The 24590-nt window shown below is 70.3% G+C and carries 22 protein-coding genes; 9 read left to right on the plus strand and 13 right to left on the minus strand.

The window, feature by feature from the left end; translation table 11 throughout:
* Window positions 1–44: 44 nt before the first annotated feature.
* The 4 genes from ACZ7GJ_RS27660 to ACZ7GJ_RS27675 form a co-directional block, all read right to left on the minus strand.
* Window positions 45–1382, minus strand: a complete 1338-nt coding sequence (locus tag ACZ7GJ_RS27660) for a sensor histidine kinase (RefSeq protein ID WP_470755611.1) — start codon at window positions 1380–1382, stop codon at window positions 45–47.
* Between the two features lie 76 nt (window positions 1383–1458).
* Entirely contained in the window at window positions 1459–2319 is an 861-nt protein-coding gene (locus tag ACZ7GJ_RS27665) for a hypothetical protein (protein ID WP_470755612.1), read from the minus strand.
* A gap of 130 nt (window positions 2320–2449) precedes the next feature.
* Entirely contained in the window at window positions 2450–2968 is a 519-nt protein-coding gene (locus ACZ7GJ_RS27670; protein ID WP_470755613.1) for a DUF8184 family protein, read from the minus strand.
* Window positions 2969–3230: 262 nt separating this feature from the next.
* Window positions 3231–4097: a HEAT repeat domain-containing protein gene (locus ACZ7GJ_RS27675; RefSeq protein ID WP_470755614.1), complete on the minus strand. Its 867-nt coding sequence runs from the start codon at window positions 4095–4097 to the stop codon at window positions 3231–3233.
* A gap of 301 nt (window positions 4098–4398) precedes the next feature.
* Between ACZ7GJ_RS27675 and ACZ7GJ_RS27680 the strand changes: the two genes are divergently transcribed.
* The gene (locus tag ACZ7GJ_RS27680) at window positions 4399–4884 is read left to right on the plus strand and encodes an NADAR family protein (protein ID WP_470755615.1); all 486 of its coding nucleotides are present in this window, start codon (window positions 4399–4401) and stop codon (window positions 4882–4884) included.
* A 209-nt stretch (window positions 4885–5093) separates the two neighbouring features.
* On the opposite strand, the gene ACZ7GJ_RS27685 is transcribed toward ACZ7GJ_RS27680, so the two are convergent.
* The 3 genes from ACZ7GJ_RS27685 to ACZ7GJ_RS27695 all read right to left on the minus strand — a co-directional run bounded on the left by ACZ7GJ_RS27685 (window position 5094) and on the right by ACZ7GJ_RS27695 (window position 7654).
* Complete coding sequence (locus ACZ7GJ_RS27685) at window positions 5094–5519, minus strand: hypothetical protein (RefSeq protein ID WP_470755616.1); 426 nt, start codon at window positions 5517–5519, stop codon at window positions 5094–5096.
* A 308-nt stretch (window positions 5520–5827) separates the two neighbouring features.
* Window positions 5828–6310 carry an SMI1/KNR4 family protein gene (locus ACZ7GJ_RS27690; RefSeq protein WP_470755617.1) on the minus strand — a complete coding sequence of 161 codons (483 nt, stop codon included), beginning with the start codon at window positions 6308–6310 and terminating at the stop codon, window positions 5828–5830.
* A gap of 180 nt (window positions 6311–6490) precedes the next feature.
* Window positions 6491–7654, minus strand: a complete 1164-nt coding sequence (locus ACZ7GJ_RS27695) for a magnesium and cobalt transport protein CorA (protein ID WP_470755618.1) — start codon at window positions 7652–7654, stop codon at window positions 6491–6493.
* A gap of 145 nt (window positions 7655–7799) precedes the next feature.
* On the opposite strand from ACZ7GJ_RS27695, the gene ACZ7GJ_RS27700 reads away from it, so the two are divergent.
* Window positions 7800–8981 carry a winged helix DNA-binding domain-containing protein gene (locus tag ACZ7GJ_RS27700; RefSeq protein WP_470755619.1) on the plus strand — a complete coding sequence of 394 codons (1182 nt, stop codon included), beginning with the start codon at window positions 7800–7802 and terminating at the stop codon, window positions 8979–8981.
* Between the two features lie 63 nt (window positions 8982–9044).
* Window positions 9045–10586 carry an AMP-binding protein gene (locus tag ACZ7GJ_RS27705; RefSeq protein ID WP_470755620.1) on the plus strand — a complete coding sequence of 514 codons (1542 nt, stop codon included), beginning with the start codon at window positions 9045–9047 and terminating at the stop codon, window positions 10584–10586.
* 70 nt (window positions 10587–10656) lie between these two features.
* Here the strand turns inward: ACZ7GJ_RS27705 and ACZ7GJ_RS27710 are convergent, their stop codons facing one another.
* From ACZ7GJ_RS27710 to ACZ7GJ_RS27730, 5 genes are all read right to left on the minus strand, one after another.
* Window positions 10657–11853, minus strand: coding sequence for a 2-oxo acid dehydrogenase subunit E2 (locus ACZ7GJ_RS27710; RefSeq protein WP_470755621.1), 1197 nt, complete (start codon window positions 11851–11853; stop codon window positions 10657–10659).
* Window positions 11850–12863: an alpha-ketoacid dehydrogenase subunit beta gene (locus ACZ7GJ_RS27715; RefSeq protein ID WP_470755622.1), complete on the minus strand. Its 1014-nt coding sequence runs from the start codon at window positions 12861–12863 to the stop codon at window positions 11850–11852. Before ACZ7GJ_RS27715 ends, ACZ7GJ_RS27710 begins: the two co-directional genes overlap by 4 nt.
* Entirely contained in the window at window positions 12860–13798 is a 939-nt protein-coding gene (locus ACZ7GJ_RS27720; RefSeq protein ID WP_470755623.1) for a thiamine pyrophosphate-dependent dehydrogenase E1 component subunit alpha, read from the minus strand. The genes ACZ7GJ_RS27715 and ACZ7GJ_RS27720 overlap by 4 nt, the downstream gene beginning before the upstream one ends.
* Window positions 13795–14022, minus strand: a complete 228-nt coding sequence (locus ACZ7GJ_RS27725; RefSeq protein WP_470755624.1) for an acyl carrier protein — start codon at window positions 14020–14022, stop codon at window positions 13795–13797. The genes ACZ7GJ_RS27720 and ACZ7GJ_RS27725 overlap by 4 nt, the downstream gene beginning before the upstream one ends.
* Before the next feature lie 194 nt (window positions 14023–14216).
* On the minus strand, window positions 14217–14861 hold the full coding sequence (locus tag ACZ7GJ_RS27730; RefSeq protein WP_470755625.1) for a ScbR family autoregulator-binding transcription factor: 645 nt from the start codon (window positions 14859–14861) through the stop codon (window positions 14217–14219).
* A 159-nt stretch (window positions 14862–15020) separates the two neighbouring features.
* On the opposite strand from ACZ7GJ_RS27730, the gene ACZ7GJ_RS27735 reads away from it, so the two are divergent.
* Together ACZ7GJ_RS27735 and ACZ7GJ_RS27740 are read left to right on the plus strand one after the other, a co-directional pair.
* Complete coding sequence (locus ACZ7GJ_RS27735) at window positions 15021–16199, plus strand: ScbA/BarX family gamma-butyrolactone biosynthesis protein (protein WP_470755626.1); 1179 nt, start codon at window positions 15021–15023, stop codon at window positions 16197–16199.
* Window positions 16163–16483 (plus strand): LysR family transcriptional regulator, encoded by a 321-nt coding sequence (locus tag ACZ7GJ_RS27740; protein ID WP_470755627.1) that lies wholly within the window; start codon window positions 16163–16165, stop codon window positions 16481–16483. The genes ACZ7GJ_RS27735 and ACZ7GJ_RS27740 overlap by 37 nt, the downstream gene beginning before the upstream one ends.
* Before the next feature lie 136 nt (window positions 16484–16619).
* Here ACZ7GJ_RS27740 and ACZ7GJ_RS27745 read toward each other — a convergent pair whose 3' ends face one another.
* Window positions 16620–17207, minus strand: a complete 588-nt coding sequence (locus tag ACZ7GJ_RS27745; protein ID WP_470755628.1) for a TetR family transcriptional regulator — start codon at window positions 17205–17207, stop codon at window positions 16620–16622.
* Window positions 17208–17324: 117 nt separating this feature from the next.
* Between ACZ7GJ_RS27745 and ACZ7GJ_RS27750 the strand changes: the two genes are divergently transcribed.
* The 4 genes from ACZ7GJ_RS27750 to ACZ7GJ_RS27765 all read left to right on the plus strand — a co-directional run bounded on the left by ACZ7GJ_RS27750 (window position 17325) and on the right by ACZ7GJ_RS27765 (window position 24586).
* Window positions 17325–18464 carry an acyl-CoA dehydrogenase family protein gene (locus ACZ7GJ_RS27750; protein WP_470755629.1) on the plus strand — a complete coding sequence of 380 codons (1140 nt, stop codon included), beginning with the start codon at window positions 17325–17327 and terminating at the stop codon, window positions 18462–18464.
* Window positions 18465–18647: 183 nt separating this feature from the next.
* A complete protein-coding gene (locus ACZ7GJ_RS27755) occupies window positions 18648–21824 on the plus strand; it encodes a non-ribosomal peptide synthetase (protein WP_470755630.1) in 3177 nt (1058 codons plus the stop codon).
* A complete protein-coding gene (locus ACZ7GJ_RS27760; protein ID WP_470755631.1) occupies window positions 21821–22552 on the plus strand; it encodes an alpha/beta fold hydrolase in 732 nt (243 codons plus the stop codon). The genes ACZ7GJ_RS27755 and ACZ7GJ_RS27760 overlap by 4 nt, the downstream gene beginning before the upstream one ends.
* A 24-nt stretch (window positions 22553–22576) precedes the next feature.
* Window positions 22577–24586, plus strand: coding sequence for an anthranilate synthase family protein (locus tag ACZ7GJ_RS27765; RefSeq protein WP_470755632.1), 2010 nt, complete (start codon window positions 22577–22579; stop codon window positions 24584–24586).
* The last annotated feature ends 4 nt before the right edge of the window (window positions 24587–24590 follow it).

A 24590-nucleotide genomic window follows, 5' to 3' on the forward strand; every position in this document is an offset into this window, starting at 1 on the left:
GGCCGTTGGGTCCGACCCTGCTCCAGACCCTGTTTCGTCCGAGGTCAGCGACACGGGAGCTCCGCGGTGACCGTCGTCGGGCCGTCCTCAGGACTCTCGACTCGCAGTCGGCCACCGACCGCATGCACCCGGTCGGCCAACCCCTGCAGTCCGTGTCCCTTGGCCAGGGCCGCGCCGCCCGCCCCGTCGTCCGTCACCCAGACCCGCAGGATCCCCTCAGCGTGACGCATACCGATAGTGCACCGGCGAGCACGGCTGTGCTTGGCCACGTTGGTCAGCGCCTCGGCGACCACGAAGTACGCGGTCGTCTCGACGACGGCGTCCGGCCGACGACCCAGAGGACCGGCGTCGAGCTCGGCGGGTACGACGCAGCGCGCGGCCAGAGTGGAGAGCGCCTCCCGCAGTCCGCGGTCGGCGAGGATCGGCGGGGCGATGCCTCGGGAAAGGGCCCGCAGCTCGTCCAGCGCCTGCTGGGTCTGGACGACCGCGTCGGCGAGTGCGGCCCGGACGAGTTCCGGATTGCGGTCGAAGTGATGCTGCGCGCGACCCAGTTCCATCGCCAGACGGACCAACTGCTGTTGGGGCCCGTCGTGGATGTCGCGTTCGAGCCGGCGCAAGGCAGCCGCCTCAGCTGTCACCGCTGCGACGGCCTGTGCGACGGCGGTGTCGCGGTCCTGCTCCAGTCCGCTGATCCTGCGGTGCAACGCGGACATGTTGGACAACAGTGCCTGTCCGAGACCGGTCTGGGCCGCGACGCATACCCGGGTCACCAGCGGCAGGGTGAACAGCAGCAGCACGGCGACTGTCATCGCGAAGGCCAGCCGCTCGGCCGGCGACGTCAGCCCAAGACTCAATGCGATGTGGGACTGGTCGCTGCCCGCGTACAGAGTCAACGGCCGCGGCGACCCAGGGGTGACCTGACTGCGCAGGGGGTATGTGGCGGTCGCGACTCCCACGAACCACCACAGCACTGCCACCACCGAGGTGACCAGGACGACGGGGAGCACCAGCACCGTGTGCGCCAGGTCGAGCCACAGCCCCGGGTCGGCCGCGTCGGCCGTCCCCTTCGACCGCGGCCGCCAGCCCGTGCCCCGGGCCCCGCCCGCCCGGGAGCGCACCTGGCCGATCCGCCACCATTCCAGGTCGCCGGGCCACCGCGCCACTGCCAGAGCCCGGGCCGCGACGGGCGACCCGCTCTGCAACAACGAACCGACTGTTCCGACGCACAGGCCGCCGACCACAAGTGGCAGACCGACAGCAGCGCTCAACGGCGCGGTAACGAGGTACACCGACTCCATGACCGTGCGACGCGCGATGCGAACGGCAAACCCGACACGTGGCCGCCACCGCCCCGCGGCCACGGAAGGCAACGACTCAACCATGCCCCCAGCGTAATGTTCCTCCCGCCCAGAAGGCCGCCGTTTTCACCGCCCGCGGCTGACCGACTGCCACGGTGCGTCACCAGCTGCCATTGAAAAAGTTCAGGAGTCCTGGATCGGGATCCGCTGCGGTGGCCCTGTTTACCGCAAAGATCAAAATGAAGAAGAGCGACAACGCTGTCGACGAAAAAGCGAACGACACCAATACGCGCCTCGTTCGCCTGTCAGTCGATCCCTTTCGTGCAACCTTCTTCCACAACACCACGCCCGCAGCCATGAAGGCGAGTGCTATAGGCACCGCCGCGATCTCGCGGACCAGGTGGAACCGCACGTAGTCGCTGACTATTCCCTCAAGGGCGGGCCGAGCTTGTTCACTCCTGCCCGTGGAGTCGGTCAGGTGCTGCTTGATCTGGTCGACTGTATCGGCAAGCGCTCCGTGGGAGGCGCCCCCCAGTTGCGGCAGGATCGAAGCGAAGGGCGCTACCGCACCCTGGAGACTGGCCACCGCCGTCCACAAAGCGAACAGCGCGAAGCCCACGACAGATACGCCGGCCGACACGAGGGCGCCCCTCCTCGCCCTTCCAGGTCCGCCATCTCTCAGGAACGTCTTCCAGAGAAGAGAGCCGAGCGCAACGAGAACGATCAGCAGGACCGTAGCGATCACACCCTTGACCACGTTGTAACGGAACCAGTAGTCAACAACCCTCTCCAGGTCTGGAGAATATTGCTCTTTCCCGGAATTCCAATAACCGATGAACGCGTCGCGCAGGTCGTTGGTGAGGATGCGCCTATCGGCTAGGTCGCTGTCTCGACCACGTGCCGCCAGAAGGTCAGGCGCGAAGACGAGAGCCGCACCGAGAGCTCCAGCGAGGGCGGTGAGTACAGCAACTGTACGTGTGGGGAAAGCTGCGGATCTCGACGGCGATATGGGCCAGCGCAAGAAAGTTCCTTCGGCTCGGACGATTGCGTGCACCGCGCGTTGAGGGGCTCAGTCCGACCGGGTCTCAGAACCAGGATGTGCGGAAAGGGCGCGGTTCCAGCGCTCATCGTTGCGCACTCGTGGGTGCTGGTCACTGAGGTGTGCCACCCACTTGGGGGTGTGGCCTGCCATACCCTCCGGGCAGGGTGGAAAGGCTTCGGGGTAGCTCTCCGGCCAGGAGTGCCACGCTCCCGATTCTCATGAACGACGCTTTGTCAGACGGCCGGCGTGGTGCTGACCTACCCGTCGGTCCCGGGTGGTCGCCCTCTGCGCCAAGGGCGGTGCCCGCTTGTCGGCGACCGGCGTTGATCAGTGTCGTCGTCGGCTCAACGACGAGCGAGCAGGCGGACAGCTCGTAGGTGACGTCTTCGTCAGGTGCGCGGCACACGAGCCGGTTTCCTTCGATCGCGACCGAGGTGAGTTCGGTGCGTTTCCATGGGGACGTGTTCCTCACTTGCGCCAACGATCGCTCGCCGACCGGGTTCTGGTCGATGTGCAGCGACCGTGCGGAAGTGTCGAAGTACAACGACGGCTCGGCCGACACCCGGATCATGCCGGAGCGGTAATCCCACGAGAACACGGCGCTCTTCGGGTCTATGACGAAGTGCATTGGGTCTCCCAGTCTGCACAGAACAGCGATTCATTCGGTGAACCGGGCGGATACCGAGGCCGGGTTCGTCATGGCCGGCGTCGGCGCGACAGCCCAACTCGCCGGGCATCGACCTGAGCGGAAGCACGATGCGCCCCCGGCAGAGTGGTCGAAATCCGGCTCACCGCCGTCCTCGTACCAGAGTCCGGTGAACGTTGTGGTGGCGGACCGGCCTGACAACGGGACTTCTCGTGCCAGGGAGGCTGACTACACGGCATTGGTACTAGCCGATCCGGCGACGGGACTGCACAACGAGGACGACGGCCTCCTCCAGAACTTCGTCGTTCACCGCGATGCGGACCTCCGTGACCGTGCCGGGCCAGTCTGCGATCAGCTCCCGGCAGATCGCGTCGTTCTCCAGGATAGCCATGAGTTCGCCGCCCCGGACGGTCTGGCCGGGCTCCACCAGGACCTCGGTCACGCACCACGGCACGCCCATCACGGCCTGCGCGGTGAACACCACCGGCCCCAGCTCGCGCCAGACCGGCGGTGCCGGCGGCCCGCCGATGCGCTGCTCGACCTGGTCGAGGGCTACTCCGGCGCGCCGGGCGAACGGGGAGTCGTCTGCCAAGTGCTCACGCAGCAAGGGCCCGACCGCGCGGGCGTCGCCCAGCCGCGCCAGCGTGTTCACCGCTTCGGACCGCGACTCGGGGTCGGCCAGGAACGCGGCGACGGCCTCCGTGTGATCGGCCGTCCCGTTCTCGGCCAGACCCCGCAGCGCTCGACGGCGGTACTCCGGGCTACCGGTCCGCAGGTGGCGCTCCAGGAACGGCAGAGCTCGCGGATCCCTGATGTACTCCAGCGTCTCCAGGATCGCCCATGCGTGCACGGGGTCCTCCGCCTCGTCGAAGAAGGTGTCCGGGAAGGCGCGGGCAAGGTGTATCTGCGCTTCTCCGGGGCGCCGGCAGTCGTCCCGGTCGTGGCGCATGATCTCCGCCAAGTCCCATCCCGGCTCGGACCGGCCCGCCCGAATGGAGAGGAGCCGACGAAGACTCACCGGACCCGCAGCAAGCAGGCCGTCGAGGGCGCTGTCGTCCCCGCGCAGGTAATCCGTGAGGAGACCGTCGATCTCCTCGACTGCCACGTCCATGGGGAGTCGGCCAACTTTCAGTAGACCAGCGGGTCGTGGTGGGCGGCTTCTCCGTCCGGCCGACGACTCCGGTGGCCGCGACGGGCGTTGGCGCACGTCACCAAGGGAACCACCCACTACCGCGTGGTCTCCATCGTCGACCCCGAAGCCCGGCACATCCAAACGAACCGTACGCGCCACCATGGCCGGACGACCCTCAGACTGCGTTCGAGATCTTCCGAGGGCTTGGTGAAGAAACTGGTTGTGGGGGTGTGGGCGTGCCTGACACGGTGCGGTTTCCGCAACTTCCGCGAGGTTACCCATGACGATCTACTTCTACGGCGCCGACGAAGTCCCCTATGGTTGCTTCTCGAATTTTTCTGATCACGGCTTCGACCTCGACGGGGTCTGGTGGCCAACCTCGGAACACTACTTCCAGGCGCAGAAGTTCAAGGGCACCCGCCACGCGGATCTCATCCGGCGTGCTCGCACGCCGCTGCGGGCGGCGGAGCTGGGCCGTGACTCGTCCAGGCCTCTGCGGAGGGACTGGGAGCGAGCCAAGGGCGACGTGATGAGCCGCGCGGTGGCGATCAAGTTCCGCGCGCATGTCGATATCCGTGACATTCTGCTGTCCACCGGTGACGAAGAGATCGTCGAGGACACCACCACCGATCACTACTGGGGTCGAGGCAGGACCGGGACCGGCAAGAACGTGCTCGGGCGGATTCTGGTGCGCACCCGTAGCCAGCTGCGCGTCGAACTCGCCGAAGACCTCGACAGCGATGGCCGCAGCTCGACGAGGAGGTGAGTCGGGAAACGTGTGCGGCGAGTGTGTCGGGGTGGCGGCGTGCCCACGAGGCGTAGGTCGGGGTGAAGCTTCACCCCCGCCGCGATGAGCCGCCCGAGCACTTCGCGCAGCTGCCCGGCAGCGACGGTGGCGGCGCCGTCCCCGGTGCCAGGCGGAGCGCGTCCAGGGGTGCAGTCCACGAGCACATCGGCTTGCTCAAGCCTTGGGTGTCACCCTGAACCCGTGTCGTCCGTCGCCTCCAACTCGGGAAGCCCAGCGAGCCGTCGGGCTTGGATGATGTACACGATGTGCTTCTCCGAGTTCTGGACGTGGTGCTCCCGGAGATACCTGATGCGGTCCAGCCACCATGAGCCCCAGTCGCCTTCACCCGGTGCTGTCCCCGGTGGACGGTTGAACGGGAGCTGGTTCGGTCCCCGGGAGTCCACCTCGCAAGCGATGTCCCGGTCGTAGCCCGCGGTGCTGTCTGCCCAGTTGTTGGCCGTGTCGAGGAAGACCACACCACCGTGTTCATCGCGCCCGAAGTCGAGTCCCATGGTTCTGGTGTCCCGCAACCCACGCTTGTTGACGATCCTCCACGTCAGCCGTGCCACGGCCACGACCGCGACGCCCAGAAGAGCCCACAGCCACCAGCTCATCGCCACCGTCCCCCTTCGCGGGCTGCTTCCGGTCTCGCCCACCGCGATGGTGTCAGATCGCGCTGACATCGTCTTGAGGTCTCCGCCTGTGGGCGTAGGGCCCCGCAGTGCCAGGTGACGGGAGCAGTGGACCGGAGTGTGGCCATCCGCCACGAGTGGGTGCACCGCATCGCGGCGACGGCCGGCCGCGGCTGCCGCTCAGTGGTCCCGTTTGGTGGTGATGCTCGAACGCGACAGAGGGGCGCGGTGACTTGAGCGTTCCGTCATTCCCGTGATTCCGGCTGGTCGTGCAGGTGACGACGCTGGGTTCAGCGGCAGAGGTCCATGATGGTGTCGTCGAAGCCGGGGAACTCCCGGGTCGCCAGCTCGATCACGGCTGCCGCCGACCGGCGCTGGTGCGGTGCGAATCCTTCGGCGATGGCTGCCAGCTCCGGATTGGGCTGCGCCTTCCAGTCCGGCTCGTAGGACGTGGCGGCTTCCCAGGGGCCGAAGCCGTCGGCCAGTAGCCACAGGAAGTCGCCCAGGTCGCCTGCTACGACACCGGTCTCGCCCTCGGAGCCGAGGAAGACGATGGGCTGCTCGGCCAGAGGGCGGCTCGGGCGGATGAGCCAGATCGCCGCGTACCCGCCCGTGCCGTCCTGTCCGAACACGCGGAAGTCGTTGCCGTCCAGTTCGCTGTTCCCGGTCCATGCCTGGAACCAGTCGGTGGTCTCGGCAGCGGACAGGAAGGCCGGGAAGGGTTCGAAGTCGACCCCGCTCTTCCCGTCGGCGTAGTCGAATCGAACGGCCATCGCGGTGGCGAGCGCGGCGGGGAATTGGCGGTCATCGGTGCGGGAGGGCTGGCCCCAAGGTCTGGGGGAGCGCCCGCCATGGGCGGGCTGCGGATTCTCCCCAGATTCTCCCCAGGGGGTCCTGAGAGCACTCCCGTGCGTTCGCAAGGGCTAAGTTGATCAATGGTGCTGCTGTGCGGTCTACAGCCAGTCGCGCTTCTTGAAGATGACGTACAGGCTCACGCAGACCACTGCCATCAGCAGGATTGCGAAGGGGTAGCCGCCGGCCCACTTCAGCTCCGGCATGTCCTCGAAGTTCATGCCGTAGATGGTTCCGACCAGGGTGGGGGCGAAGAGGATGGCGGCCCACGAGGAGATCTTCTTGATTTCCTCGTTCTGTTCGAAGCCCGCTTCGGCCAGGGCGCGCATTTCCGCGTTCTGTTGTTGGGAGACCAGGGTGGCGTTGACCGTCAGGATTTCCGTCAGGGCCTGGCGGAAGCCGTCGACGCGTTCGCTGGTGTGGGTCACGTGGTCGGCTACGTCACGGAGGTAGCGCTGGAGTTCCTCGTCCGTGCCGTACTTGGCGAAGCCGGCCATCAGGGCGTGGAGCATGCCGACCAGGGGGCGGGTGGCGCGCTGGAACTCGACCATTTCACGGGAGAGTTCGTAGATGCGGCGGGAGACCTCCGGGTCTCCGCGGAAGACCTCCGTCTCGATCTCGTCCATGTCGTTCTGGACGCCCTCGACGACCGGGGCGTAGCCGTCGACCACTGCGTCGAGGATCGCGTAGAGGGCGGCCTCCGGGCCGAGGGAGAGCAGTTCCGGGGTTTCCTCCATGCGGCGGCGGACCGCCGAGAGGTCCGGGGCGGCGCCGTGGCGGACCGTGATCAGGAAATCCGGGCCTACGAAGACGTGGAGTTCGCCGAAGTCGACCTCCTCCAGCGCGTCCAGGTAGCGGGCCGCGCGTAGTACGACGAAGAGGGTGTCGCCGTAGCGCTCCAGCTTGGGGCGCTGGTGGGCCTCCAGGGCGTCCTCTACGGCGAGTTCGTGGAGGTTGAACTCAGCTGCCAGCGAGTGCAGTTCGGACTCCGTCGGGCGGTGCAGTCCGATCCAGGCCATGCCGTCGGGCTGTTCGCGCAGCTGCCGGAAGGTGTCGGCGAGGGTCGCGGGGGAGGCGATGCGGCGGCCGTCGCGGTAGACGGCTGAGTCGATCACGCTGCGGTGGTTCGCGGGGGAGGGGGCCTGCGGCGTCGGCCGTGCGGCTCCCGGGGGCGTGGCCGGGGGCCCCGCGGGCGGAGCGGCGGGGCGACGCCATCCCGTGCGCTTCTCGGGCGGCGGGGGGCGGCGGTCTGGACGCTCCGACATCGCAGGTCAGCTCCCGGGCGGCGAACGTATGTTTACGGGCAAGGTGCAGGATATATGGATGAAAGGATTGGGAAGGCTGCTCTCCGTCCCCGGGGCTTTCGAGTTGCGGACAGTGGGTGTCCGCAAGGGCGGATAGTTTGCTGTCATGGCCTCCAGGACGACGCACCCCGTACTCGACACCCGCTCGCTGAACCGTGCCACGCTCGCCCGCCAGCTGCTCCTGAGCCGCGCCGAGCTCTCCGCGCGGGACGCCGTCGAGCACCTGCTCGGGCTCCAGGCCCAGAACGTGAAGCCGCCCTACTTCCAGTTGCACGCCCGCCTCGCCGGATTCCGCCCGGCCGAGCTGGCCGGACTGATGGAGTCCCGCCAGGTGGTCCGCATGGTCACCATGCGCTCCACCATCCACACGCACACCGCCGAGGACGCGCTCACGCTGCGCCCGCTCGTCCAGCCCGCCCGCGACCGGGAGGTCAACTACTTCCGCAAGGGCCTCGTCGGAGTGGACCTGGACCGGCTCGACAAGACCGCGCGGTCCTTCGTCGAGGCCGAGCCGCGCACCATGGGGGAGATCCGTGAGGAGCTCCTCAAGCAGTGGCCCGACGCCGACCCGCAGTCGCTGGCCGTCGCCGCGCGCTGCCGGCTCCCGCTCGTCCAGGTCACGCCCCGCGGCGTGTGGGGGCGCAGCGGGCAGGTCCGGCTCACCACCCTCGACACGTGGCTGGGCGGGGCGGCCGCCGGGCACCCGGCCCCCGGAGACCACACCGCCCCCGCCGGCCCCGCCGTCGACGAGGTCGTCCTGCGCTACCTCCGCGCCTTCGGCCCCGCCTCCGTCAAGGACATGCAGACCTGGGCCGGCCTGACGAAGCTCCGCGAGGCCTTCGAGCGGCTGCGCCCCGGGCTCGCGGTCTTCCAGGACGAGAACGGGGTCGAGCTCTTCGACCTGCCCGACGCGCCCCGCCCCGACGCCGACACGCCCGCGCCGCCGCGCTTCCTCCCGGAGTTCGACAACCTGCTGCTCTCGCACGCAGACCGCTCCCGGGTGCTCGCGCCCGAGCTCAAGGGCCGTAGCTGGCGCGGCAACCAGGCCTTCTGCACCCTGCTCGTCGACGGGTTCCTCGCCGGCCTGTGGAAGCTGGACGGGGCGGGCCTCACCGTGGAGCTGTTCGGTACGGCCTCCAAGGCGCAGCGGGACGAGATCGTCGCGGAAGGTCAGTCGCTGCTCGCCGCGATGACCGAAACGACAGAAACGCGAGCCGCGGGCGGGGCCGCCAACCCCGGTTCAGGCCCTGCCACCGGCTCCGTACGCTTCGGGTCAATCCACGACTGACCCCAGCGCCGCGTGCCAGACTCCGCACCAGGTGATGTAGTCGTCCCGGTACAGGAGATAGCTATGCGGGTTCCCATGACTGTCGCGGACTTCCTCGACCGGGCGGAGCTGGGGTTCTCCTCCAGCACCGGCGTGGTCGACGAGCCGGATCAGCCGGGCCCACCCGTGCCCGTGTCGACGTACGGGCGACTCGGCGAGCGGGTACGGGCCTGGCAGGCGGGGTTCGACGCGCTCGGCGTCGGCGAGGGCGAGCGGGTGGCGGTGGTCAGCCACAACTCGGCCCGTCTGCTTGAGCTGTTGTTCGCGGTCCCGATGAGCGGCCGGATCTGCGTACCCGTCAACTTCCGCCTCAAGCCGGAGGAGATCGACTACGTCGTCCGGCAGAGCGGGGCATCGGTACTGCTGGTCGACCCGGAGCTGAACGGGGCCCTGGCAGGGGTGAAGGCGCGCCACCGGTTCGTGCTCGGTGAGCAGACCGATGCTGAGCTGATGCGGTTCGGCGTCGAGCCGCGCCCGTGGTCGAACCCGGACGAGGACGCCACCGCGACCGTCAACTACACCTCGGGCACCACCGCCAGGCCCAAGGGTGTGCAGTTGACCCATCGCAACATCTGGGTCAACGGGCTGACCTTCGGGCTGCACACCCGTGTGTGGGAACGCGACGTCTACATGCACACGCTGCCGATGTTCCACTGCAACGGCTGGGGCATGCCGTACGTGATGGCCGGACTCGGCGTGAAACAGGTGGTGTTGCGCAAGGTCGACGGCGCCGAGATCCTGCGCCGGGTCGAGGAGCACGGAGTCACGCTCATGTGCGGCGCGCCCGCCGTGTGGAACGCGGTCCTCGACGCGGCGGCGACCTGGGAGGGCGAGATCCCGGGCCGCGACCGCGTACGGGTCGTCTGCGCCGGCGCGCCTCCGCCGACCAAGATGATCCAGCGGATGGACGAGGAACTGGGCTGGGAGTTCACCCAGATCTACGGCCTGACCGAGACCTCGCCGCTGCTCACCTTCAACCGGGGACGGGCCGAGGACGCGCAGCTGCCGGCCGCGGAGCGGGCGCGCAAGCTGTCCCGCGCGGGGCTGCCCGCGCTCGGCGTGAAGCTGCGGGTATCCGGCTCGGGCGAGGTGCTGGCCAGGTCGAACGTCGTGCTCGACGGCTACTGGGACAAGCCGGAGGAGACGCAGGAGGCGCTGACGGACGGCTGGTTCCACACCGGCGACGGCGGCACGGTCGACGAGGCCGACGGGCACCTGACGATCTCCGACCGGAAGAAGGACGTGATCATCACCGGGGGCGAGAACGTCTCGTCGATCGAGGTGGAGGACACGATCTTCAGTCATCCGGCGGTCGCCGAGGTAGCGGTCATCGGCGTGCCGCACGAGAAGTGGGGCGAGACGATCAAGGCCCTCGTGGTCCTCGCCGAAGGGGCGACGGCACAGGAGGCCGACATCATCGCCCACTGCAAGCAGCGGATGGCCGGCTACAAGGCGCCCACGACCGTCGAGTTCCGCGAAGCGATCCCGCGCACGGCCACGGGCAAGATCCAGAAGTTCAAGCTCCGGCAGCCGTACTGGGCCGGCCTGGAGCGGGAGATCAACTGATCGGTCGGGGTAAGGGAACGGCGGTCCACCGAGTGATGGGGTGGCTCACCGTTCCCGTCCCGCCGCTCGGTCAGCCGGACGTCGCGGCCGTCGCGGCCGTCGCGTGCTGCGCCGTCCGCGTCTGGAGCGCGCCCTTGATCGCCTGGAGGAACTGCACGGCCTCCCGGCCGTTGACGACCCGGTGGTCGAAGGCGAGCCCCACGTGTACGTACCGGGCGGCGAAGATGCTGCCGTCCGCGGCCAGTTCGAGGCCGGTCTGTACGCCGCCCAGCGAGACCATGCACGTCTGGCCGGGGAAGACGATGGGCTGGGTCAGCAGCATGTCCTCGTCGTTGTTGAGCGACAAGGTGATGGCCGCGCCCATGAGTTCGCTGCCGCGGAAGTCCCCGCGCAGCGCGGAGAAGCGGAAGTCCTCCAACCGCTCGGCGACTTCGACCTCGGAGAGCCGGTCCGCATCCCGTACGACCGGGATGTAGAGCCCCTTGCCCAGGTCGACCGTCACCCCCACGTGGGACTGCTCCGCGAGCAGTACGTACCCGTCCTCGTGGTAAGTGGCGAAGAAGGCCGGGAAGGCCTCGCGCAGGGAGGCGAGCCGGTTGATCAGCAGTGCGGGCAGGCCGACCATCGTCCCCGAGGCGGCCGAGAGCTCCCTGGCCTCGGCCTCGGCGGCGTCGATCCTGATCCGTACGACGGTGAAGGACGCGGGGACAGTACGGTGCGACTGCGTGACCACCGCTCCGATGGCCCGCTGGTGCTGGCTCAACTCAAGCCGATTGCCCGGGACTTCTGCGAGCGATACCGCAGCAGCAGCCGCTGTCGCCGCGCGCCGCTCCGCGAGGGCCTCGATGTCCGAGCCCTTGATGATCCGCTTGCCGAGGGAGCGCAGCTCGTCCTCGGTGATGCCGGACTCGGCGGCCTGGGCGCGTGCCGACGCGGTGAGCACGAAGTCCGTGCCCTCACCGAGAGCCTCGGCACCGGACCCGGACCCGGACCCGGACCCGCTACCCGCGGCCAGGAAGGCGTCGCGGGCCGCCGCATCGGCGAAGATCCGGCCGATCACGGCGCCCGGCGCCACCTGCTCCCCGGCCCCGACCGCGTGGTGCAGCACTCCGTCGTGCTCGCTGACCAGGTCCTCGGCGGCCTTGGAGGTCTCCAGCGTGACGAGGTCCTCGTCCTTCGCCACGGTGGCGCCGTCCTCGGCGAGCCACTCCACCAGGTCGTACTGGGCGTCGTTGTTGTTCAGCTTGGGAACGGTGATCTCGATCATTGAGCCAGCTCTTTCAGGGCCAGACCCAGGGACTCGCTGCTCACCAGGACGTCGCGCTCCAGATGGAGGGCCGTCGGGATGACCGAGTCCGCGGAATGGACAAGACGGACGGGGGCGCGGAGGCTGTCCCAGAGGTTCGAGTACAGCTGGTGGGCGACTTCGGCGCCCCAACTGCCGCCGGGCGGCGCGTCCTCCACCACGCAGACGCGGCCCGCACGCGCGACGGGCTCCGCCAACAGCCGCGCGTCGAAGGGGTACAGCGCCGAAGGTACGTAGATCTCGCAGGCGATCTCGTGCTCCAGGAACAGCTCGCGCGCCGCTTCGACGGCCCGGTGCGCGAGGCCGCCGGGCGCCACGAGGACGAGTTCCGGGTCGGTGTCCTCGATGAACAGCCGCGCCACGGGGAAGGGTTCCTCGCCGATGAACTCCAGTGAGAACAGGTCCGCGACCGGGCCGCCCTGGTGTCGACGCTCGGTGTAGAGCACCTTGTCCTCGAAGAAGATGCAGGGCTTGCCCAGTTCGACCATTCCCCGCATGACCGTCGCGTTGTCATGGAAGGGCGACAGCTCGAACAGGTGCAGGTCCGGCACGCCGAGGAAGTGCTTCTGGGGGCTTTGGCTGTGCGTCGGGCCGTAGCCGCGCCGGCCGCCGACCGGGCAGCGTACGACCAGGTGCATCGGGTGGGCGGCGCCGTACATGGAGACGGACTTGGCGGAGAAGTTCACGATCTGGTCGAACGCCAGCGTGATGAAGTCCCCGAACATCATCTCGGCGATCGGCTTGTTCCCCGTGAGGGCGAGGCCGTTGGCGATGCCGAGGATGGCGTTCTCGCTGATGGGCGTGGTCAGCACCCGGTCGTGGAAGCGGTCCGAGAGCCCTTTGGTGATGTTGAAGGCGCCGCCGTACGGGTCGAGGACGTCCTCGCCGATCAGGTAGACGTCCTCGTGGGAGGCCATCACCTGGTGCAGGGCCTGGTTCAGGTTCTCGCCCACGCGCTCGTTGCGCTTCATGCGGTCTCTCCAGCCACCAGCGGACGCGCCAGGACATCGGCGGCCACCCGGGCGATCAGTTCTCGTTGCTCTTGGTCGTGGCGGTCGAAGCGCTCGGGGTCCTGCGCGCGCAGCGCGCCGTACCAGTCGTGCGCGCGCGCCGACTCGATGTCCTGCTCCGGGCGGGTGTCGTCGCCCTTGCTGTGCGGGCCGAGCCGCACGGTGTCGAACTCGACTACGAGCGGCTGGTGTTGATGGCGCACCCGGTCGATGAGGGGGGTCAGCTCGGCGCGGATGCGGCGTACGTCGTTGCCCGTCACCCGGTGGTGGTCGACGTCGAAGGCGCGGGCCCGGCCCGCGATCGTGCCGGCCATGTTGACGCTGTTCGGCGTGGTCTGGGAGATGCCGTTGTTCTCGACCACCACGAGCAGCGGGAGCTCCCACAGCCGGGCGATGTTCAGGGCCTCGTACACCGAGCCCTCGCCCCAGGTCCCGTCGCCGATGTAGACGACGGCGATGTGGGGCAGGCCGGCCCGCTTGAAGTGCAGTGCCGCACCGGCGGCGACCGGCAGGCTCTCGCCCTGGATGCCGGTGGACAGGTAGCTGTCGCGGAAGATGTGCTGGCTGCCGCCGACGCCTCCGCAGACGGCGCCCTCGCGCCCGGTGATCTCGGCGAGCAGCCCGGCGGGGTCGGCGAAGCGCGCGAGGTAGTGGCCGTGCCCCCGGTGGTTGCTGAAGACGAAGTCGCCGGTGGACAGCATCGGGTCGAGGGAGACCGGCACGTACTCCTGGCCGAGGCAGGTGTGGGTCGTACCGTTGAGCTTCCCTTCCGCGAACAGGTCGAGCAGCTTCCACTCGAAGTGCCGGATCATCAGCAGGGAGGCGAGGTCGGCGTCCCCGAGGGGACCCGGCGCCATGCCCTGGGGGGCTCGGGGGGCCTGCTCGGTGAGCGTCACGCCGCCACCCCCTTGCCCAGCAGTACCTCGCGCACGGCGCCCACCGACTTCATCGCGCGAAGGTCCTGGCGCGTGAAGTTGACCTTGTACTGCTCTTCGAGGGTGACGATCAGCTGCATCTGCTTCAGGCTGTCCCAGCGGTCGTCGCGCGCGGGGCCAAGGCTGTCGTCGACCTCCCCCAGGGGTATGGCGAGCACATCCGAGATGACCGCTTCAAGCTTCATATGGCAAGCACTCCAGAGATTGCGATGGCAACCGAGTCTCTCGGGCCGACCACCACTAAATCCAACCTTCGCGAAGGTTTCAAATGAGATCGGGAATCTCGATGGAAGGCTCTCCGGCCACCCGCCGCACGGTCCTCGGCGGGTGGGGTCGGGTTTCGGGCGACCGTACGTCGGACCGGGTGCCCGGCCGTACGTCAGGCCGTGACGCCGGTGAAGACGATGTCCCGGAGCTCGGCGTAGCGCTCCATCAGGTCGGCCCGGCCGGTGAGCACGTCGGAGATGTGCTGGGTGCCGAAGAAAGCGGCGACGATCACGCGGGCGAGCGCGGCGGGCGAGGTGCCCGGGCGCAGCTGGCCGGCGTCGAGCGCCGCGGAGGCCAGCGTGGTCATCAGCTCCTGCCAGCCCACGTACGGCTGGGGGAGGTCCGCCTTGATCAGTGAACGCTCGATCTGCAGTCGGGCGCCGGCCTGGACCATCGTGTCGTCGCGGAAGAGCTCGGCGGTGCGGTCGAGCACGGTCAGCATGATGTCCAGCGGCGCGCGCTCGGACTCCTGCACCTCGGTCACCAGGGGTGCCCAGCGGGCGTAGTGCTCCTCGACGACGGCGACGGCGAGGGCCTCCTTGTTGGCGTAGTGGAAGTAGACGGCGCCCTTGGTCAGCCCGGTCCGGGTGGCGACGTGCTGAAGGGTCACCGCCGGGTAGCCCTTCTCCTTGAACTCCTCGGCGGCGGCCCACAGGATCTGCTCCCTGGTCCGTCGGGCGCGCTCCTGCTTCAGCTCGCGCCCCGCGTGCTGCCGGGTCGAGCCGATGCTGGTCGTGGTGTCGCTGGTGCTGCTCATGGCGTGTCCCCGCTGATCTCTGGTGTCCCTGCTGCCGACCCTCCGGTATGGCAGTTTTCGGAAACTTTCAAGGGTTGCAATATACCTTCCGGCAGGTTTATTTTCGATCCGATAATCGGACGCACGTTGCCGAGGATCGATCTATCGGGGGGTTCTGTCTTGCTGTCCAGTCCTTCACTCGCGCCCGGCCCGGTCTCCCGCGCCGACCTGCCGCGCATGCCCCGGCAGTTGCCGTCGGGGTCCGCGGCCATCGAGGGCGCCCTGACCTTCGACCGGACGGTCCCGCGTTCCCTGGTCCACCGCGCCTCGGTGGCCGAGGTCTTCCTCACCGACGGACGCCGTGGTGAGGGCAATCGGGTGCGCATCGCCGCGCAGTGGCCCCGCCAGCACGCGCTCTACCAGCCGGACGCCGAGGGCAGCAGCGACCCGCTGCTGCTGGTCGAGACCGTGCGGCAGGCGGCGATCTACACCGCGCACCGCTTCTACGAGGTCCCGCTGGCGCACAGCTTCATCTTCCGCGACCTTGACTTCCACATCGTGGACCCCGGTGCGCTGGTGGTGGGCAGCGAGCCCCTCCAGCTCGTGCTCGACGGCCGGTTCGTCCCGGAGGCCCACCCGTCCGGGAACCGGATCGGGGCGCGTTTCGAGGCATGGGTGGAGTCGGGCGGCCGCCGCTGCGCCCGGGTGTCGGTACGCCTGCTTGCGGTCGGCGCCGAGTTGTACGGGTTGCTGCGCAACCGCCGTGCTCCCGCGCCCGCCGCGGCGGCGGTGGCGCTCGGCCCGCTCGCCGCGGAGCTCCGTATGCTCGACGCCGCCGAGGCCGGACGGCAGCGGCAGGAGAACGTCCTGCTCTCCGTCGACCGGACGGGGACGGCCACTCCGGGGCGGTACCTGATGCACGTGGACGGCGACCACCCGGGCTACTTCGAGCATTCCTGCGATCACGTTCCCGGCATGGCGCTCGTCGAGGCGTTCCGCCAGGCGGGCTGCCACCAGGTCGGTCAGCTCGGTCAGGTCGGTCGGCTCGGCCGGGACGGGCGGGATCCGGTGGAGAACGGTTCCGGTCAGCGGCCCGCGGCCTGGTCGCTCGCCTTCTCGGAGGTGCGTTTCGACACCTTCGGCGAGCTGCGCGAGCCTACCATGATCAAGGTCGTGGACGGCGTGTCGGCCCTGCCGACCACGGGGCGGCACGGGCTGCGCCGTATCCAAATGGCAGCCGTTCAGGGGGAGCGGACGATCGCGCGCTGCACGGCCCTCTACCGTCCCCGTGTTCCCGTGGCACCGGTGGGGGAGGGGAACTCGTGGAACTCCAGCATCTCCGGGCCTTCCGCGAAGTAGCGCGGGAGCTGAGCTTCACCCAGGCGGCGAAGAACCTGCACTGCGCGCAGTCCACGGTCACCGGCCAGATCAAGCTCCTGGAGCAGGCCCTCGGTGTGGAGCTCTTCCACCGGCGGGGCCGGCTGCCGGTCGAACTCACGGCAGCGGGAGCACTGTTGCAGCCGCGCGCGGAGCAGATCCTGTGTGCCGTGGAAAGCGCGGTCAGCGAGGTGCGGTCGAGCCGGCCGCCGACGCGGCAGGGGCGGACGGCCGGAACCCGGCTCCGCCCGCTGATGCGGGTCTAGGGGGTGCCTGCCGGGCGTCGCGACGCCGCGGACATCCGTCAGACACCCCCTAGTGCGCTCGCCTTTGTCCTCCACGCCTCGATGCCTCGACGCCTCCCGTGCGCCGCGCCTGTCCCGTGCGGCCCGCGGGAGGCGTTCAGTTGGCGGCGGGGCGGATGAGGAGGAGGGTCAAGTCCCATATGGCGAGGACCTGCTGGGGCGTCGGATCAGCTGCCGCGGTGGACGTGACCTGGTGCACGCCGAGCACGAGGGCCAGCAGCAGCCGGCTCACGGACTCGGCGTCGAGCGCGGGATCGACGACCCCGTGCTCCTGCGCGCTCCGCACGAGGCGGGCGATCGTGTCGCCCAACCCCGCGATGAAGGCGGGTGTTTCGCCCGTCGCCCGGGCCTCCTCGGAGGCGAGGCGCAGGCCCGCAGTGAAGCGGACGTCCTCCTGGGCGTGCCGGGTCAGCTCCAGCAGCAGCGTGCGCAGGCCGGCCGGGGGTGCGGTTCCGGTCTGTTCGGCGCTGCGCAGCAAGTCCCCCCAGCTCTCCTCGAAGAGGCGGACCAGCTCGTCGGCCAAGGCCTCCTTGGAGGAGAAGTGACCGTACACCGCGCCCTTGGTCAGTCCGGTGTGCCTCGCCACGATCTGCAGATTGGTACGGGCGAATCCGTGAGCGGCGAACTCCGCGGCGGCTGCGTCCAAGACCAGGGCGTGTGTGCGCCGCGACCTGTCCTGTTTCATCGGAGGGCCGCCTCCTTGCCTACCTGAAGTGCCGCAGAAGTGCGGGGGTATGAACCTACACCCAAAAACATTCGTCTGTGAATTCTTTCTCTGACAGCCGCCGAGGAGGCGCCGCTCATGTCCAGTCACCTGTCGTCCGGAGCAACAACACAGCTCGCGAGCCGAGTTGCCGCAGCGGAGGCGGCCCGGCACGCGAAGGGGTCCGAACGGGACAGGGACCTGAGCCCCGCCGTGGTCTCGGCCCTGTCCGATGCGGGATTCCTGCGGCACTTCGTGCCCCGGCGATGGTCGGGCTCGGCCGGTACCTTCGCCGAAATCGTGGAGGCGGTCGCTGTGGTGGGGGAGGAGTGCCCGTCCGCCGCCTGGTGCGCCGCACTGCTGGCGGCCCACGGTCGACTCGCCGCCCATCTGCCGCGGGAGGCTCAGAAGGAACTGTGGCAGGAGTCGCCGGATGTGTCCATAGCGGCCGCTGTTGTGCCGCCGTCCGGTGAACTCACCCCAGTACCCGGCGGCTGGCGGCTTTCGGGCACTTGGGCCATGGCAAGCGCGGTGCGCCACGCACGGTGGGTACTGCTGGCCAGCGTCGAGGGCGCCCCCCAAGGCCCCCGTCAGCGCATCCTGGCCGTGCCGGCCGACGACGTACGGGTCCACGACACCTGGCGCAATGCCGGGCTGCGCGGCACCGGGAGCCACACGCTGAGCGTCGACGGCGCCTTCGTCCCCGAACACCGCGCCATGACGCGCGAGGACCTGCTGGCCGGCTCGGCGGACCCCGAGGCGGCCCGCTGCCATCGCATCCCGTTCCCCCTGGTTGCCTCCCTGCTCTTCGTCGCGCCGGCACTGGGTGCGGCCCGGGGGGCGCTACGGGCCTGGATCGCGATCACCCGCGAGCGGCGGACCCCGGACGGCCGTCCGGCCTTCGAGGACGGCACCTGCCAGCAGGTGCTCGCCCGCTCCTCGGCCGAGATCGACGCCGCCGGGCTGCTGCTCGCGGGAGCGGCGCAGCGGGCCGACCGGGCCGAGGACCCTGCGGCGCAGGTGCCGCTGAACCTGCGCGACTGCGCCGTGGCGATCGATCTGCTGGTCGCCGCCGTGGAGCGGCTCTACCGCAGCGCCGGTGCCCGCGGCCAGGACGAGGACGGGGAGCTCCAGCGCTTCTGGCGCGACATCCACGCCGTCGCGAGCCACGGTTCGGTGCAGCTGGGCCCGGCCGCCGCGGCCTACGCGCAGCGGGTGATGGCGACTCCGGACGCCTGAAGGCCGCCTCCCCGCGCCACCGATACGCCCTGCCCCTGGCCGACGCCGGGGGCAGGGCGCGTTTCGATCAGGGTCGCCGATTACATTTGAAACCTTTGCGAAGGAATGATTTTAATGGGTTTACCGCCGGTGCCGCCCGCATACCCGTGAGGTCTTCCTGTGCAGAACACCCAGATTTTCCCGGTGACCGAGGCCCAGCTCGGGCTGCTCGTCATCGACCGGTCGGTTGCCGCCCGCAACCTCTACAACATCGTCCTGGAGTTCCGGCTCGACCCCGGGACAGCGGCGCGCGACCTGCGCGCCGCACTCGCGGCGGTGACCGCCGTGCAGCCCACGCTCCGACTGGGGCTGCACGAGGCGCCTTCACCGCACGCCGAGCTGCTCGCCCCGCTCCCGCCCGAACGCCTGCCGCTGGACTCCGAAGAGACGTCCGCGGCCGAATTCCCCGGGCGGCGCGACGCGTTGCTCGCGCAGCTGTCCGACCACGTCTTCTCCCTGGACGATCCACCGCTCTTCCGCGCGGCCCATCTGCGCTGCGAAGACGAGTCCGCGGCGACGCTGCTGCTCGCCGTCCACCACACGGTCTTCGACGGGTTCTCCGCCGGGCCGTTCGTCGGTGACCTGACCGCCGCGCTCGGCGGCACCCTCGACGTCGAGGCGCTGCGCGCCGGCCGAGAGGGCGCGCTGCGCGCCGAACTCCAGGCGCAGCTCGCCGCCGCGGCCGACGAGGAGACCGAGGAGGAGGCCGCAGCGCTGGCCGCCCGTCTCGCCACCGTCCGGGCGACCGAGCTCTACCCCCGGCCGGGCCGTCCGACCGAGACCGACTTCGCCGGTGCGCGGATCGAACTCCCGCTCACCGCCGCGGAGTCCGCGGCCGTCGATGCGACGTGCCGGAAGTTGGGCATCACCGCCTTCACCTTCTACGCGGCGGCGTACGCGACGGTCCTGGCCCGGCACTCGGGCGGCGACCACGCGACGCTCGGCGCCACCCTGATGTCCCGGCGCACCCTCGGCTCCTTCGGCCTGTGCGGGTTCTTCGTCAACACCCTGCCGATGTCCGTGCCGGTCGACTGGACCTCCCCCTTCGACGAGTTCGTCGCCAAGGTGGTGGACGAGGAGGTCGAGGACACGAAGTTCCGTTCCCACATCCCCTTCAACCGGATCGCGGCGCACGGCGCGCCGGACCGCTCCAGCAACCGCAACCCGGTGTTCTCGGCGCTGCTCGCCATGCAGGACAGCACCGTGGTCGAGCCCGGGGGTCCCGTACGGTCGGTGCGCCAGCACGGCAACGGAACCGCCAAGTTCGACCTGCTGCTGTTCGCCACCCCCACCGCCGAGGGCTGGCTCCTGGAACTGGAGCACGACTTGGCGCTGCTGCCGCCCGTCGTGGCGCAGGGCATCGCCGACTCCCTTCGCGAAGCCGTGGGCAACGCCGCCCGCAACCCCGGTGGCACCCTCGCCGAACTGTTCCGCGACGCCGGGCCCGTCCTGACCACGGCGCCGGCCCGGTCCGGTTCCCCGTCCCCGTCCCCGTCCACCGAGTACGCCACCGTGTACGAGTGGGTCATGGCCACCGCGGCCGAACACCCCGACCGGACGGCCATCGTCGCCGACGGCTCCAGCACGACGTACGGCGAGCTCGCCCGGACCGTACGCGCCATCGCGGCCGGCCTCGCCGACCGCGGCGTCGGCCACGAGAGCGTCGTCGGCGTCGCCACCCGGGGACTGGCCGCGACCGTCGCGAGCGTGCTGGCGATCCTGGAGCGCCGGGCCGCCTACCTCCCGCTCGACCCCCAACTCCCCGCCGAGCGCCTCGACATGATGACCGCCCAGGCCGACTGCCGGCTCGTGGTCGGCGAAGGCGTCTTCGGCGCCGCCACCGTCCTCACCCCGGAGCAGCTGGCGGCCCCGCGCCCGGAGGGCGACCGGCAGGCACATCGGGTCCCGGCCGCCGAGCGGGGCCCCGGGGACCCCGTCTACGCCATGTTCACCTCGGGCTCCACCGGCCGCCCCAAGGGCGTGCTCATGGGCAACGGGGCCCTGGTCAACCTGACCCGATGGCAGCTCGACGTGCTCGCCATGGACGCCACCACGCGCTTCATGCAGTACGCGCCGATCGGCTTCGACGTCTCCTTCCAGGAGATCTTCCCGACGCTGGCCGCCGGAGGCACGCTGATCTCCCGCGACCCCGTGGACCGGCGCGACCTGCCCTCCCTGGTGCGCCGGGTGGCCGAGACCGCGGTGACCCACCTCTACCTCCCGGTGGCCGCGCTGCGCCCCTTCGCCCTCGCCGCCGACGAACTGGCCGAGGAACTGCCGACTCTCCGTCACATCTGCGTCGCTGGCGAGCAGTTGCAGGTCGAACGGGCCGTCCAGGAGTTCTTCGCCCGCCGCCCCGGCATCGGCCTGTTCAACATGTACGGCCCCACCGAGACCCATGTCGTCACGGCGCAGGAGCTGTCCGCCGACACCCAGCCCTGGCCCTCCCACGTACCGATCGGCCTCCCGATCCCCGGCGTCGGCGCCCAGGTCGTGGACGTCACCGGACACCTGGCCCCGGCCGGCGTCCCCGGCGAGCTGCTGCTCGGCGGCGACTGCCCAGCCCAGGGCTACGTCAACGACCCCGAACGGACCGCGGAACGCTTCGTCCCCGACCCGTACGGCGCCGGCCCGGACGCACGCCGCTACCGCACCGGCGACGTCGTGTTCCGCGACGAGCACGGGGTGCTGGTCTATGCCGGACGGGACGACCACCAGGTCAAGATCCGCGGCCACCGCGTCGAACTCGGCGAGCTGGAGAACGCGGCCCTGGCCGTACCCGGCGTCCGCGCCGCGGTCGCGGCCGCCCACAAGGAGGGCGCGCAGCGGGAGTTGGTGCTCTTCCTGGTCCCGGCCGAGGACCACCCGGCCCGCCCCGCGCAGGTGCGCGCCGCGCTCGCCGCGACACTGCCCTCCTACATGGTCCCGGCCCACGTGCTGACCGTGGCCGCCATCCCCACCAGCCACAACGGGAAGCTGGACCGGGCGGCGCTGCTGCGCGCACTGCCCGAACTGCTCCCCGCCACCACGCCGGCCGACGCCGACGCCGACGCCGACGCCGACGCCGACCCCGAGACCACCGAGGGCCTCGACCCGTGGCTCGTCGAGGGGCTGCGCGGGATCTGGAGCACGCTCCTCGACCGGCAGGTGACGGTGCACGGCTCCCTCTTCGACCAGGGCGCGCACTCCCTGAACGTACTGACCGCCCTCACCCGGATCGAGAACCGGTTCGGCGTACGGATCCCGGTCCTCGACTTCTTCAAGGCGCCGACGGTGGGCGCCCTGGCCGAAGCCGTCACCGCACGGAGGAACCAGGCATGACCACAGTGACCCCGCACCAGCCGCTCCTCATCCCGCTCGGCGAGAGCGAAGGCGGCGGCGACCAGACCGTCCTGCTGCCCGCGGCCGGCGGCGGCATCAGCCCGTACTTCCAGCTCGCCGGCGAACTCGTCCGCCGCGGCCCGGTCCACGCCATCCGCGCCTCGGGACTGCTGCCCGGCGAGCGGCCCGACCGCGACGTACCCGCCATGGTCGAGCGCTACCTCGCCGAACTGCGTACCCTGCCCCGTCCGCCCCGGTACCTCGTTGGCTGGTCCCTCGGCGGCGTACTGGCCTGGGAACTGGCCGGCCGCCTCGCCCAGGACGGCGACGTCCCCGCCCCGGCCGTGGTCATGGTGGACAGCTACGCCGAGCTCGCCGCCCGGCCCGGCACCGACCGCGAGGCGTTCTTGGACCGCATCGGACGGTCCATGGGATCGCAGCCCGACGGCGAACAGGGCGAACGGCTGCGCGAAGTCGCCGCCGCCCACCTGGAAGCCGCCTACGCCCACCGCGCGTCCGACGCCCACCGCGGACCCGCGCTGCTGGTCTCCTGCACCGCCGACCGGCACTCCGACCAGCTCGGTCAGTGGGCGCGGCGCGCACCGCAACTGCGCGTACGGGAACTGGAGTGCACCCACTTCGAAGCACTCGACGCCACCCGCGCACCCCTGCTCCACCACCACATCGACGGCTTCCTGACGGATCTCGCGCAGGACTCCGAGGGCTGACACGGTTCGACAAGGAAGAGCGACATGGTTACCACGGACACCAGCCCCCTCGACGGCGACATAGCCGTCCCCCTCGACGGCACCCCCTTCGCCCTGCTGCACCGCCCGCACGCGACCGGCCCCGACCGGCTCGAACTCCTCCTCGGGGACGTCACGACGGTCGAGCAGCTGGCCGCGATCCCGCTGGACGAGGACCCCGGCGCCGGGGCCGCGGCCGGTCACGACCTGCTGGCCCTGCTCCCGTACCGGCAGATCGCCGAACGCGGCTACACCTGCACCGACGACGGCGCCCCGCTGACCGTCCTCAAGGTGCGCGAGCAGCACTCCCTGTCCACCGGCCGGTTCCTGGCCACCCTGCCCGACGCACCGCTCGCCCTGCGCGACGAGGCGTTCGACATCCCGGACGCCGAGTACGCGCAGATCGTGCGCAAGGTGATCGCCGAGGAGATCGGCCAGGGCGCGGGTGCGAACTTCGTCATCAAGCGCGCGTTCACCGCCACCATCGAGGGCTACGGCCCGGCCGCCGCCCTGACCTTCTTCAGCCGGCTCCTCGCCCGGGAGGCCGGCGCGTACTGGACCTTCCTGGTCCACACCGGGGACCGGACGCTCGTCGGGGCCTCGCCCGAGCGGCACATCAGCCTGGAGTCGGGGACGGTCACCATGAACCCGATCAGCGGCACCTACCGCTATCCGGCGACGGGCCCCACCGTCGCCGGAGCCCTCGGGCTCCTCGCCGACCGCAAGGAACGCGAGGAACTGCAGATGGTGGTCGACGAGGAACTCAAGATGATGTCCCGGATCTGCGAACCGGGCCTGCGGGTGGAGGGTCCCTTCCTCAAGGAGATGGCCCGGCTCGCCCACACCGAGTACTTCATCAGGGGCGAGAGCCGCCTCGACGTACGGGACATCCTGCGCGAGACGATGTTCGCCCCGACGGTCACCGGCAGCCCGGTGGAGAGCGCCTGCGAGGTGCTGCACCGCTACGAACCCCGCGGCCGCTCGTACTACAGCGGGGCGCTGGCACTCGTCGGCCGGGACGCCGCCGGCCGCCGGGCCATGGATTCCGCGATCCTCATCCGCACCGCCGAGATCGATACGGACGGCCGGCTGGAGATCGGGGTGGGCGCGACCCTGGTACGCCACTCCGACCCGCAGAGCGAGGTCGCCGAGACGCACGCGAAGGCCGCCGGGCTCCTCTCGGTGCTGCGCGAGCAGCCGACGGCGGCCGCGGCCGCGGCCGCGGCGACCGCCGTCACCGCCGGAGCCGTCGCCGACCGCCCCGCTGCCGGCGCGGCCCGGCGGCTCGGCGAGCACCCGGAGGTGCTGAGGGGCCTCGCCTCGTACAACGAGCGGCTCGCCCGGTTCTGGCTGGACCCGATGCCCGCCGGGGCGTACGCCGTACCCGAGCTCGCGGGGCTGCGGGTGGCCGTCGTGGACAACGAGGACACCTTCACCGCGATGCTCGCCCACCAACTGGGCTCCCTGGGGCCGTCGGTGACCGTACACCCCTGGCGCGAGGTCTCCGACGAGGACCTGAGCCGGGCGGATCTGGTGCTCCTGGGCCCCGGGCCCGGGGACCCGAGGCGCACCGAGGACCCCAAGATCGCCACCTCGCGCGCTCTGGCCCGGCGGCTGCTCGACGCCGGGACCCCGCTCGTCGCCGTGTGCCTCGGGCACCAGGTCGTTTCCTCGCTGCTCGGAGTCGAGCTGGTCCGCAAGGAAACCCCCAACCAGGGCCTCCAGCAGGAGATCGACTTCTTCGGCCGCCGCGCACGAGCCGGGTTCTACAACACCTTCGCGGGCCGGTCAGCCGGCGACCGCCTGGACACCGCCACCGGCGTGGAGGTCAGCCGCGACCCGCACACCGGCGAGGTGCACGGACTGCGCGGCCCCGGCTTCGCCACCGCCCAGTTCCACCCCGAGTCCCTGCTGACCGAGGACGGGCCCGCACTGCTCCGCCAACTCGTCACCACGGCCCTCGCCGCCCCGACCGCCCCGACCGCCACGCCCACCCCGACCGGGAGCAACCGGTGAACAC

Source organism: Streptomyces sp. NPDC037242 (assembly GCF_055604165.1).